Origin of the sequence: Kutzneria sp. CA-103260, assembly GCF_018263855.1 — a bacterium.
Lineage (GTDB): Bacteria > Actinomycetota > Actinomycetes > Mycobacteriales > Pseudonocardiaceae > Kutzneria.
The window spans coordinates 7,621,049-7,633,062 of the sequence record NZ_CP073318.1 but is presented as its reverse complement, the minus strand read 5'-3'; the positions used below and the strand labels follow the sequence as shown (position 1 = coordinate 7,633,062).

Sequence of the window (12,014 nt, the reverse complement as noted above, 5' to 3'; positions counted from 1 at the left end):
TCCCGGCACGTCGCCGGCTGTTTCCGTGACGAAACTAGGCGGGTGGTGTTGCCCGTCAGTCACCCAGGTGTTTCGCGGGTGTTAACGAGACCGCGAACAGGGTAGTGGGTCACCTCGCCGCCTCCTTGCTGTGACCGCGGCCTTACCCTGGAGGGGTGAACAGGTGGACCGGTTCGTGGATGTCCGGACCCCGCGCGGCGCAGGAGCCGGGCGAGGGCTCCGGGGGCACCCAACAGCACATCGATCAGCAGCGGTATCGCGGTGAGCGGTTCGGTCTGCCCGAGTCCGGCGTGGGCTCCGTCCCGTCGACCGCCCGACGCGCGGCGGCGATGCTCATCGACTGCGTGCTGGCCGCCCTGATCACCGCCCTGTTCACGATGCCCGACCTGCCGCGCAACTGGAGCCTGCTGACCTGGTTCCTGATCGGTGTGATCGCGGTCTCCTTCTTCGGCTTCACCCCCGGCATGTTCGCGATGGGCGTGCGGGTGGCCCGCATCGACGGCTCCGCCATGGTCGGCGTGCCCCGGGCGATCGTGCGGACGCTGCTGGTCGGCGTGATCATCCCGGCCGTGGTCTGGGACTACGACTACCGGGGCCTGCACGACCGCCTGGTCGGCACCATCGTGGTCCGCATGCGGTGATGTTGTAGGTCGGCAAGGGAGCGGACTTCGCCAACACAGGAGAGTGCGAGGCCCCGCCGATGCTTCGCACGGTTGGCGGATTTCGTCCGCCGCCACCCACGCACCCCGCATCCGAGCCGGATGCGGCGGACGAAATTCGGCAAGAGCGAGGCATCGGCCCCCGAAGGGGCCGAGCCCCGCGCGGAACGCGCGGCAAAAAACTCAGCGCCGCCGGAGGGTGCGCTGCACGTTGCGCATCTTGGCGCCCTGCGGCAGCGGGCCCTTGGGCAGCGCGGCGCCGCGGCTGGCCAGGGCGGCCATGCCCTTCTCCAGCCGGTCCACGTCGGCCTTCGAGATGTTGCGGGGCAGCCGCATCATGTGCTGCTGCAGCTTGCGCAGCGGCACCTCGCCCTCCTCGTTGCCGATGATGACGTCGTAGATGGGCGTGCTGCCCACGACCCGCGACAGGCGCTTCTTCTCCTGCGCGAGCAGCGACTTCACCCGATGCGGCGCGCCCTCGGCGACGAGGATGACGCCGGGCAGCCCGAGCACCCGGTGCACGACGTCCAGCTGCGTGGTGCCGGCCACGGCCTGGGTGACCCGCCAGTTGCCGCGCAGGTTGTCCAGGGCCCAGCCGGCCGCGCCGGGCTGGCCGTCCGCCTTCTTGTACACGGTCCGCGACACGCGCCGTCCGAACAGCAACACCGCGGCCAACGCGCCCAGCACCACACCGGGGCCGAGGAACAGCCACTGCATGTCCCAGATCAGGCCGATCAGGAACGCGACAGCGGCAACGCCCAGCAGCGCGCCCAGCATGAGCGGCACCAGGGCCTTGTCCTCGCGGCGCTGCATCTTGAACGCCTCGAAGATCTGACTGCGCCGGGCCCGCGACTCCGCGCGCTTGGCCCGCGCCGCCTCCTTGGCGGCCGCCTTGTCCTCCTGCTTACCAGCCATGTGTCCAGGATAAGGCCGGTGGGTGGACCGGTTCCGCCCTGCTCCGCTTTTCCTGTCGGAGGCCTCTGCGAGGATGCCAGGCATGGACGCCGAAGGTCGACTCCTCGAAGACCTGGATCCGGAGCAACTCGGCGCGGTCACCGCGCCCAGGGGGCCGGTGTGCGTGCTGGCCGGCGCCGGCACCGGGAAGACCAGGACGATCACCAGGCGCATCGCCTACCTCGTGGACCGCGGCCACGTCGCGCCCGGCCAGGTGCTGGCCGTCACCTTCACCAAGCGCGCGGCCGGCGAGATGCGGACGCGGCTGCGGGCGCTCGGCGTGCACGGCGCGCAGGCGGTCACTTTCCACGCCGCGGCGCTGCGGCAGCTGCGCTACTTCTGGCCGCGGGTGATCGGCGACGCCCCGTGGGAGCTGCTCGACGGCAAACTGCGGCTGGTCGGCCAGGCGGCCAACCGGCTCGGCGCCCCGACCAGCGCCGAGTCGCTGCGCGACCTGGCCAGTGAGATCGAGTGGGCCAAGGCGTCGCTGGTCACCCCCGACGACTACCCGACGGCGGTGGCCAAGGCGCGGCGCGACGTCCCGCTGCCGGCCGACCAGGTCGCCCGCGTCTACCAGGGCTACGAGCAGCTCAAGACGCGCGCCCGGCTGCTCGACTTCGACGACCTGCTGCTGCACACCGCGGCCATCCTGGAGGAGCACGCCGACGTCGCGACCGAGTTCCGCGACCGGTACCGCTGCTTCGTGGTCGACGAGTACCAGGACGTGACGCCGCTGCAGCAGCGGGTGCTCAACGGCTGGCTCGGCGGCCGGGACGACCTGACCGTGGTCGGCGACGCCAACCAGACCATCTACTCCTTCGCCGGCGCCTCGCCCCGGCCGCTGCTGGACTTCCCGCGCCGGTTCCCGGAGGCGGTGGTGGTGCGGCTGGAGCGTGACTACCGGTCCACGCCCGAGGTGGTGACCCTGGCCAACCGGGTGATCGGGGCGGCCCGGGACCGACCGGCCGGCTCGCGGCTGCGCCTGATCGGGCACCGGCCGTCCGGGCCGGAGCCGAAGTTCTCCGAGTTCGACGACGAGCCGGCCGAGGCCCAGGCGGTCGCCGACAAGATCGGGGCGCTGTTGCGCAACGGCCTGCCGGCCAGCGAGATCGCCGTCCTGTTCCGGGTCAACGCCCAGTCCGAGGTGTGCGAGCAGGCGCTGTCCGAGGCGCAGATCCCGTACCAGGTGCGCGGCGGCGAGCGCTTCTTCAACCGGCCCGAGATCCGGCAGGCCATGGTGTCGCTGCGGGCGGCCGTGGGCAGTGCGCCCGAGGCGGAGCTGCCGACCTTGGTCCGCGAGGTGCTCAAGCCGCACGGCCTGTCGCTGGAGCCGCCGACCGGTGGCGCGCAGCGGGAGCGCTGGGAGTCGTTGCTGGCGTTGGTCGAACTGGCCGAGGAACTCGACACGGTGGTGCCGGGGGCGGACCTCGCGCGGTTCGTGGGCGAGCTGGAGATGCGGGCCGAGGCCCAGCACCCGCCGACGGTGGAGGGCGTCACGCTGGCGTCGCTGCACGCGGCTAAGGGGCTGGAGTGGGACGCGGTGTTCCTGATCGGGCTGACCGAGGGCACCATGCCGATCCAGCACGCCGACACCGACGAGGCGGCGATCGAGGAGGAGCGCCGGCTGCTCTACGTCGGCGTCACCCGGGCGCGTGAACATCTGTGGCTGTCGTGGTCGCTGTCGCGGACCGCGGGCGGCCGCCGGACCCGCCGGCGCAGCCGCTTCCTCTACGGGCTGCTGCCCGAGGACCACCCGGCCGCACGACCGGTCGGCGGTGCGCAGCGGGAAGCCGCGCCGACGCGGCGCTCGTTCCGCGTCGAGTGCCGGGTGTGCGGTGACGTGCTGGTCAGCACGCCCGCCATCAAGCTGGGGCGGTGCGCCACCTGTCCGTCCGATGTGGACGAAGAGCTGCTGGAGCGCCTGAAGGAGTGGCGCAAGGCCAAGGCCGGGCAGCTGAGGGTTCCTCCCTATGTGGTGTTCACCGACACCACGCTGACCGCCATCGCCGAGCAGCGGCCGTCCGACACCAGCGGCCTGGTGGCCATCTCCGGCATCGGTCCGAGCAAGCTCGACAAGTACGGCGCCGACGTGATCGCCCTGGTCAGAGGCGATGCTGGGGTAGGCTCCACCTGATCGTCGAGAAGTTCCGTAGGAACTTTTCAAAAACCGGTTGCACGCCCCTGCGCAGGGGCAATAGCCTGCATAGGCCGGGCGCGAGACGCCCGAACAAGACAAGACCACACGACCACGACGAGACCCTGGTTTGGAGGCGGACGACATGGGAAGCAACGGCATCAACATCCTCGTGGCACCCGCCTATCCGCAGGCCGGGACTCTTGCCATGTGCGGCAAGGGGATCACCTCTCGTGTTTCCGTCGATCAGGCGCGGCCGTGGACGGCCGGCTCGGTCGAGCGCGCCCTGACCAATGGTGAGCAGAGCACTGGCCTGCCGACCAATGGCCAGCCGGCGTTCGTGAAGGTCCGCAAGCACGTTCTTCTCTGGTTCGCGCAGGAGCGAAGTACCTGACAGGAGTGTCAGGACTTACGGCTCACGAAGGCCGCGGACCCGGGAACGGGACCGCGGCCTTCGTGGTTTTTTCGGCACCAACTCGAACGGCAGGGACATGCACGCCCCGACGTACGACGGCTCCACCGCCAACACCTGCATGAGCACCACCGAAAACGGGAGGAAGTCCACCATGTTCACCGCCACCGTTCCGATAGAGGGAACTGTGTTGCCCGACTTCACCGCGCCGACCGGCGCCGGTGTCGCGGAGCTGCTCGACACCGCGCCGGGTGCCGGGCTCGACCTGCCCTGCCGGGCCAACAACCCGGACCTGTGGTTCGCCGACGCTCCCGCCGACCTGGAGCAGGCCAAGGTGCTCTGCACCTCCTGCCCCGTCCGGACGGAGTGCCTCGCGGCCGCCCTTGCCCGGCGTGAGCCGTGGGGCGTCTGGGGTGGCGAGATCTTCGAGCGTGGCGCGGTCATCGCCCGCAAGCGGCCCCGTGGCCGCCCGCGCAAGAGCGACCGCCTCGCCGAGGCGGATGCCGCGACCACAGGAAACCAGGAGGCAGCCGCGTGAACACCGTCCGCTACGACGCAGACATCCCGATGATCTCCAATTACGAACCTGAGGGGACCTCAGTCATGTTGCTCGACCAAGAACTCGCCCGGATCCGATTGCATGAAGTACGCCTGGTAGCGGAGGAGCAACGCTTGGCCCGCCGGCTGAGCGCCACCAAGCGGTGGCGCAAGGTCGCGGGCTGGGCAGCCAGGCGCGCCGAGCGGGCGGCATCCCGCTACGCGGTCTGACACAACAACAAGATCCGGTCCAGCCGCCGCACCGCCCCTTCGGGCAGTGCGGCGGCTGGACGCCGTGTTTTTGGCGCCGCCTTCGGCGTCGCGGCTCGGCCCCCGGGTAGCCGGTGTCTCGCCCTTGCCGGATTTAGCCCGCCGCATCCGGCTCGGATGCGGTGCGCGTCGGGTGGCGGCGGGCGAAATCCGCCAACCGTGCGAAACACCGGCGGGGCCTCGCACTCTCCTGCGTTGGGGGAAGGCCTCTGCGGTGTGAGGGGATCGATCGGGTGTCGGTGCGGCCTTGCGATAACTAAATCCGTTCGGCCGCCGTGCTGCCCTTTGGAGTGGTGCGGCGGCTGGACGCGCGTCGGCCGGTGTCGGGATGGCTTCGGACACGGGTGGACTAATGGTTCGCCCACACGGCTGTGCAACTGCCGGCCCGCGGTGTCGGGAACTGTCCTAGCGTCGTGGGCGTGGCAGACAACGAACTGGTGACCTGTTCGATCTGCGGCCGCCGCCGCGACCTCGTCGCCGCTCCCGCCGAGGCGCTTGCCTGGGTGTCGGAGCGGGAGCGGGGCGCCCAGCGGTGGCTGTGTCCCACCTGCGCCCGCGCGCATGTCCGGGACATCGAGGGCAAGCTGCCGGCCGAATACTGGTGACCCAACCCGGCCGCCGCGGATTGCCCGCGGCGGCCGTCGGCATATCCGGACTCAGCCGCCGGGTAGGTGGTCGGACAGCGCGTGCACCGGCGGTCGGACCCGGTTGGCGGCGCGGCGGAACGCCTCCACGAGGTCCCGCCGCACGCCGTCCGGGTCCCGGCGTAAGACTTCCGGCACGGTTCGCAGCATGATCACCCCAGCGGCGGAGAGCCGGGCGTCGCGGCCCGGGGGCTGCGGGCCGAGGCGGAAGTGCTGGGCGCCGGCCTCCCAACCGAGCGCCACCTCGTCCCACCACGCGTCGACGACGCCGAGCAGCGCACCGGTGACGTCGCGGATGGGCACGTTCCATCTCGGCGGCGGCAACAGCGAGCCACGGGCCACCCGCCGTGCCAGGCCCTCGGTCAGGGAGACCACTCCGTCCGACACCGCCCGCAGGGCAGCTCGTGGCGCGGCGGAGCCGTTCTGGTTGCCGGCGTCCAGTTCGGACCGAAGCTCGGCGACGCCGCACAGGCCGTGCCGGACCGGCGCGGAGAGCAGGGCCCGCAGCCGGACGGCGTCGCACTCTCGGCGGGCGGCGTCGAGCACGGCCCGGGGGACCGGGGCGTAGCGCAGTCCGTCCCGCTCGACCGGCGTTGGCATCCTCGCGGTCCGTTCAACCACGAGATAGCCGGCGGCGGCGGTCCGTCGAGCCGCCGGCACGAGCACATGCACCTCGGACCCGGCACGCACGTCCAGGTCGTGGTCGAGACCCGCGGCGTCCAGGCCGGTGATCGCCGCCTCCTCGCCGGCATACGCCAGCGCCGCACGCAGCCGCTGCCGGCGGCTGGGCTCCGCGCTGGACAGCAGCAGCACGCCCGGCAGCAGCCGCTGCCACGGTCCGCCGGCCCGGCACCCGGCAGCGATCTCGGAGCCGGACACGCCGCTCGCGCGTAGTTCCGCGGCACTGACCACGCTGTCGGGCACGCTGCCCGCGAGCGAGGCCAGAGCGGCCGGCGTGATCTGGGTCATGACCTCGATGGTCGGGCCATGGCCGACCCAGGGGAATACCGATTCGGCATCTGTGGACAACTGCCCGTTACTGGCCCCTCAGCCACCCACAGCCTGTGGACAACTCAAGCCGCCCGCGGTCCCGCGCCGGTGCCTGGACCTCGCCAACGCCGGAGAGCGCGAGGCCCCGCCGCTGCCCGGCCTACAACACCGGCCAGGTCGCCAACCCCGTCGAGTGCTCGGCCGCGCCGGTGCCTGGACCGCAGCCGGATTTCACCCGCCGCCCCCCAACGCAACCACTCACCCAAGCCGACGCGGCGGGTTAAATCCGGCCAGGGAAGGCACCGGTCACGAGCGGCCGAGCCTGCCCTGCCGGAGGCGGGGCCAAAGACTCAGCCGAAGCCCGGCTGCCACCGAGAGACGATCGCCCGGGCCGGCACCTCGGCGCCGAGCTGGCACAGGATGCCGGTGGCGCCCATCGTGACCCGGTGGATGAGTAGGTACTGCGGCGGCAGGTTGAGCGAACGCCCGGTGCGGAAGTCCTGGCCCCGCAGGTCGCCGATGCGCTCTGCCTGCTGCTGCAGCCACTTGCGGGTGAACTTGAAGCGCTCGGCCCGCAGTGGCTCGACGAACGGCCCGAGGTAGGCGACGGCGTCGTCCGGCGCGACCTCGCTGTCCGGCCGCACGAAGTGCTCTTCCTTCAGCAGCTCCAGCAGTTCCTCGGAGCGGTGCTCCAGGGACAGCCGGGTCATCAGCCCCAGGGTGCGGGGCAGGCCGTCGGGCAGCCGCGCGGCCGCGCCGAAGTCGATCACGCACAGCCGGCCGTCCGGCAGCAGCATGAAGTTGCCCGGGTGCGGGTCGGCGTGCAGCAGCCCGGTCCGGGCTGGTGACGAGAAGTGGAACTCCGACAACAGCGTGCCGGCGTGGTCCCGGGTCGCCTGGTCGCCGTCGCGGATGATCGAGGCCAGCGGCGTGCCGGTCACCCATTCGGAGACGATCACCATCGGCGCGCTGGCCACCACCTTCGGCACCAGCACGTGGTCGTCGCCGTCGAAGGCCTTGGCGAAGGTGCGCTGGTTGGCGGCCTCGGTCCGGTAGTCCAACTCCTCGACCATGCGCTCGCGCAGCTCGGCCAGCAGCGGCTTGATCTCCGCGCCCGGCACCAGCGCCTGGAACAGCCGGCTGAAGCGCTGGAGCTGCTTCAGGTCGGACAGCAGGGCCTCGTCCGCGCCCGGGTACTGCACCTTGACCGCGACCTCGCGGCCGTCGTGCCAGATGGCCCGGTGGACCTGCCCGATGCTGGCGGCGGCGGCCGGCCGGTCGTCGAACTCCTGGAACCGCTTGGCCCACGACGCGCCCAGCTGCTCGGCGAGCACCCGGTGCACGCTGCGCGCCTCCAGCGGTGGCGCGGCCGCCTGGAGTTTGGTGAGCGCGTCCCGATAGGGCGCGGCCAGCTCGTCCGGCACCGCGGCCTCGAACACGCTCAGCGCCTGCCCGAACTTCATCGCGCCGCCCTTGAGCTGCCCCAACACCGCGAACAGCTGTTCGGCGGTCTTGGCGTTCAGCTGGGAGCTGACCTCCTCGGCGCTCTGGCCGATCAGCCGCTTGCCCCAGCCGCCGACGACCCGACCGGCTACCCCGATCGGCAGGCTGGCAAGCTTCGCGGTCCGCTGGACGGCGTTGCGCGGGATCTCGGTCACCCGGTGATTCTCCCCTTGAGCTGGGGGTGGACGTGAGTGATCTCCTCCACCCCGGCTGTCGCTCTACACGCTAGCCTCCTCGGGCCCGACCGCGCCGCAGCGGCAGTCCGGATGCGGCGGCCACGGCTTGGTGAGCACCGTGCCGGCGGCGGTGTCGATCTCCAGGCTGGCGTTGCCCAGCGTCGGCGCGCCCGTACCGCTCAGCCACCAGTCCAACGTCAGCAGTGCCTGCTCGGCGGCGAAGCCGGCGGTCGCCTGGGTGGCGGCCAGCTCGGCCGCCTGCGGCCGGCCGGCGAGCTGCAGGGCCAGCAGTGGCCACGCCGGGTCCAGGTCGCGACGGTGCAGATCCATGCAGTGCGGGCAGCTGGTCCGGCCGGGCACCACCAGCGGGCCGACGACGCCGGTGCCGTCCCGCATCCGTACGAGCAGGTAGGGGACGCCCTCGGCCTGCAGTGCGGCGATCATGCCCGGCGCGGGCACCACCGCGTCGGTGAGCACGGCCAGGTCCGGCTTGCGAGCCGGCGGCAGCCGGCCGGTCTTGGCGGTGCAGACGGACCGGTGGATGGCGGCGATGCCGGCTTCCCGCCGGGGCAGGTCGACATCGGTGTCCAGGTATCCGGTTCCGGTGTCCTCGGCCCGCACCCGGCCGGCCGCGTCGAAGTCGACCCAGCCGACGCCGGCCGCCGCGAGCAGGCCCGCGATCGCCACGCCCAGCCGGCCCTCGCCGCGTACGGCCACCGCCGCCTGCTGTCGGTTGAAGGGCAGCCGCCGGCGTGGGTTGCCGGTCCGCAGCGACCATGCCGTCGCGTCCGCCGACAGCCGGGCCGGCATCTGCGGGCCGCCGCCGTCGGGCGAGGCGTCGTCGAGCAGGCCGGCGTCGGCCAGCGAGGTCAGCAGCGCCACTGCCGCCTGCCGGGACCGCTCGTCGGCGAAGCGGTCCAGCAGCTCCGGCAGGGTCGCCTCCCCGGTCATCGCCGGCAGCAGGTCGATCAGATCCCCGGACAGGTTGTCGAGCAGCACGCCGTGCCGGGGGTCGATGCCGATCTGCAGCTCGTGGTCGCCGCGCCGGAGCACGGCGAGGCCCGGCAGCACACGGGGCCGACGTGGCAATGCCACGTGCGGCTGTGCCACGTCCAGCGGCGTCTGGTCCATGCATGCAGGCTGGCAGGGGCGCCGGCGACCGCCAACCGACTGTCCACGGCCGGGCGGGCAGTCCACAGTTCACCATCGGTCGATTGACAGTTCGTCTGATTCGGGCTATTTGACGGCGTTCGCCGCTCGCTGACGGCACTTGACACGGCCACCCGAGTTGGTGTCCGGCATCGCCGCGACACCCCGAACAGCCCAGCCCAGCAGCGCAAACATGGTCGCGGTCGGTGGTCGCGGCCGAGGGCGGGGAACCACCCCGGAGAGGGATCCGCGGACCGGTCGTAGTGCGGACCGACACGACCCGGGGTGAATTGTCGGTGCTTGGCCTTACCGTGAACGCGTGGCTGATCCACAGGTGGAGGTTCGCCGCAGCCGGCGACGTCGTCGCACGGTGACGGCATATCGGGAGGGTGACACGGTCATCGTGCTGCTCCCGGCCCAGATGACTCGGGCCGAGGAGGAGCACTGGGTGGCTGAGATGCTCGCGCGCCTGCAACGGAGCGAGACCCGACGCCGGGCGCCCGCCCGGACGTCGGACGAGGCACTGCTGTCGAGGTGCGCCGAGCTGTCGGCGCGACATCTGGGCAACCGGGCGGTGCCCAAGAGCGTGCGGTGGGTGCCGCCGATGCGGACGCGCTGGGCGTCCTGCACGCCGGCGGACGGCACGATCCGAGTGAGTGAGCGGCTGCGCGAGGTGCCGACGTGGGTCCTCGACTACGTGCTGGTGCATGAGCTGACGCACCTGCTGGTGCCCGGTCACGGGCCCGCTTTCTGGAAGCTGGTGCAGAACTACCCGCGGACCGACCGGGCGGTCGGCTACCTGGAGGGCCTGTCGGCGGCCGCGGGCTGGGGCATCAGCGAGGAGGACGACTGACGACGGCCGGTGACACCAAGGCCGCCTTCGCGGCGCCAGCGGCCAGGCAGCACGCCTTCGATGCCGAGCCCGCTGGCCCCGCGGCCCGAGACCGGTGCCTCCTGGCGCACAGGCCGCCAACCTGAAGTTCAGGCCGGTGGGGGCGAAGCTGCCCGTAGGCCGGCCGCCGTGCGGACACGACGGCCGGCGCGGATGAGTCAGTCCTGCTGGGGGCCGTTCTCCCCGCGTTCCTTCTCTTCACGCTCGGTGCGCTCGAGCTCGGCGATGGGGTCGTCGCCCAGCTCGGCGCCGCCGCCCATGCGCTCGGCGAACTCCATGGGGTCGTCGAGGTCCTCGCCGGTCGGAATGAGGTCGCGGTGGGCCCACAGCCCGTCCCGGCGCTCGATGCCGTGCTGGTCGCCGACCAGACGCCACAGCGCGGAGGCGGCGCGCAGCCGGCGGGGGCGCAGTTCGAGGCCGACGAGGGTGGCGAAGGTCTGCTCGGCCGGCCCGCCGGACGCCCGGCGGCGGCGCAGCGTCTCCCGCAGCGCCTCGGCGCCGGGCAGCCGCTCGCCGACGGCGTCGGCGACGACCACGTCGACCCAGCCCTCGACCAGGGCCAACAGGGTCTCGAGCCGGGTGAGGGCGGCCTTCTGCTCGGGGGTGGTCTGCGGTTCGAGCAGGCCGGACCGCATGGCCTCCTCGATGCTCGCCGGGTTGCTGGGGTCGACCTGCGTGGCCAGCTGCTCCAGCGCGGAGGTGTCGACCTTGATGCCGCGGGCGAACTCCTCGACGGTGGCGAGCAGCCGCTGCCGCAGCCACGGCACGTGCGCGAACAGCCGCTGGTGAGCGGCCTCGCGGGCGGCCAGGAAGACCATCACCTCGCTGGCCGGCCGCTCCAGGCCGCCGGTGAACTTCTCGATGTTGGCCGGCAGCAGCGCGGCGGTGCCCTCGGGGCCCAGCGGCAGGCCGACCTCGGTCGAGGTGAGGACCTCGGACGCCAGCTGCGCCAGCGCGCTGCCGAGCTGGGAGCCGAACGCCATGCCGCCCATCTGGCCGACCATCGCCAGCATCGGGCCGGCCGCGGCCTTGGCCTCCTCGGGCAGGGCCTCCACCCACGCGCCGGACACCCGCTGCGCGACCGGGTCGAACAGCCGCTGCCAGGTGGACAGCGTCTCGTTCACCCAGTCCACGGCCGACCAGGCCTTGCCGATCCGCGCGCCGGCCGGCAGCGTGGTCACCGGGTCCAGCCACATCTCGGCCAGGTGCACGGCGTCGGCCACGGCCCCGGACTGCTCGCCGCCGGCGCTGCCGCCGGACTGGGACAGCTGCTGCATGGCGATCTGCTTGGCCAGCTCGTAGTTGACCGGCCCACTGCCCGATGTCTGCGCCTGGCTGAGCATCTGACCCAGTTGGCTGAGCATCTGGCCGAGCTGGCCCATGTCGAAGGGGACGCCCCCGGGCGGCATCCCCCCGGGCGGTGTGTTGCCGCCGGAGGAGGAGCCCTCGCCGCGGTCGTCAGGGTTCGGTGACGGATTGAACCCGAACGGCAGATCGGTCATGTCTCCACGGTACGCGGCTGGCCAGACCCAAGCTGTGCGCGCTCGGCGAACGCCGCCACGAGCGGAATCAAGGCCGCGTCGGTGGTAGGAGTCCGGCCGCCAACGCAGGAGAGTGCTCGGCCGCGCCGCTGCCTGGACCGTCGCCGGATTTCACCCGCCGCCACCCGACTCAACCACCCACTCAAGCCGATG

12 protein-coding genes are annotated in these 12,014 nt (G+C 72.2%); 7 read left to right on the top strand and 5 right to left on the bottom strand.

What is annotated here, in order from left to right:
- The first annotated feature begins 155 nt into the window (after positions 1-155).
- Positions 156-641, top strand: coding sequence for an RDD family protein (locus JJ691_RS33425; protein WP_211763558.1), 486 nt, complete (start codon positions 156-158; stop codon positions 639-641).
- 201 nt (positions 642-842) lie between these two features.
- Here JJ691_RS33425 and JJ691_RS33420 read toward each other — a convergent pair whose 3' ends face one another.
- Positions 843-1,574, bottom strand: a complete 732-nt coding sequence (locus JJ691_RS33420; protein WP_211763557.1) for a DUF4191 domain-containing protein — start codon at positions 1,572-1,574, stop codon at positions 843-845.
- An 82-nt stretch (positions 1,575-1,656) separates the two neighbouring features.
- Here JJ691_RS33420 and JJ691_RS33415 point away from each other — a divergent pair, with 82 nt between their 5' ends.
- From JJ691_RS33415 to JJ691_RS33395, 5 genes are all read left to right on the top strand, one after another.
- Complete coding sequence (locus tag JJ691_RS33415; protein WP_211763556.1) at positions 1,657-3,747, top strand: ATP-dependent DNA helicase UvrD2; 2,091 nt, start codon at positions 1,657-1,659, stop codon at positions 3,745-3,747.
- 130 nt (positions 3,748-3,877) lie between these two features.
- Positions 3,878-4,141, top strand: coding sequence for a hypothetical protein (locus JJ691_RS33410; protein ID WP_211763555.1), 264 nt, complete (start codon positions 3,878-3,880; stop codon positions 4,139-4,141).
- A gap of 172 nt (positions 4,142-4,313) precedes the next feature.
- A complete protein-coding gene (locus JJ691_RS33405; RefSeq protein WP_211771864.1) occupies positions 4,314-4,697 on the top strand; it encodes a WhiB family transcriptional regulator in 384 nt (127 codons plus the stop codon).
- Positions 4,694-4,927 (top strand): hypothetical protein, encoded by a 234-nt coding sequence (locus tag JJ691_RS33400; protein WP_211763554.1) that lies wholly within the window; start codon positions 4,694-4,696, stop codon positions 4,925-4,927. The genes JJ691_RS33405 and JJ691_RS33400 overlap by 4 nt, the downstream gene beginning before the upstream one ends.
- A gap of 458 nt (positions 4,928-5,385) precedes the next feature.
- Positions 5,386-5,571, top strand: coding sequence for a hypothetical protein (locus tag JJ691_RS33395; RefSeq protein WP_211772276.1), 186 nt, complete (start codon positions 5,386-5,388; stop codon positions 5,569-5,571).
- Between the two features lie 51 nt (positions 5,572-5,622).
- Here JJ691_RS33395 and JJ691_RS33390 read toward each other — a convergent pair whose 3' ends face one another.
- The 3 genes from JJ691_RS33390 to JJ691_RS33380 all read right to left on the bottom strand — a co-directional run bounded on the left by JJ691_RS33390 (position 5,623) and on the right by JJ691_RS33380 (position 9,410).
- Positions 5,623-6,579 carry a hypothetical protein gene (locus JJ691_RS33390; protein WP_211763553.1) on the bottom strand — a complete coding sequence of 319 codons (957 nt, stop codon included), beginning with the start codon at positions 6,577-6,579 and terminating at the stop codon, positions 5,623-5,625.
- A gap of 371 nt (positions 6,580-6,950) precedes the next feature.
- On the bottom strand, positions 6,951-8,258 hold the full coding sequence (locus tag JJ691_RS33385) for an ABC1 kinase family protein (protein ID WP_211763552.1): 1,308 nt from the start codon (positions 8,256-8,258) through the stop codon (positions 6,951-6,953).
- Between the two features lie 63 nt (positions 8,259-8,321).
- Positions 8,322-9,410, bottom strand: a complete 1,089-nt coding sequence (locus JJ691_RS33380; protein ID WP_211763551.1) for a TOMM precursor leader peptide-binding protein — start codon at positions 9,408-9,410, stop codon at positions 8,322-8,324.
- Positions 9,411-9,747: 337 nt separating this feature from the next.
- Here JJ691_RS33380 and JJ691_RS33375 point away from each other — a divergent pair, with 337 nt between their 5' ends.
- Complete coding sequence (locus tag JJ691_RS33375) at positions 9,748-10,281, top strand: M48 metallopeptidase family protein (RefSeq protein ID WP_211763550.1); 534 nt, start codon at positions 9,748-9,750, stop codon at positions 10,279-10,281.
- A 197-nt stretch (positions 10,282-10,478) separates the two neighbouring features.
- Here JJ691_RS33375 and JJ691_RS33370 read toward each other — a convergent pair whose 3' ends face one another.
- The gene (locus JJ691_RS33370) at positions 10,479-11,822 is read right to left on the bottom strand and encodes a zinc-dependent metalloprotease (RefSeq protein WP_211763549.1); all 1,344 of its coding nucleotides are present in this window, start codon (positions 11,820-11,822) and stop codon (positions 10,479-10,481) included.
- Positions 11,823-12,014 lie beyond the last annotated feature (192 nt).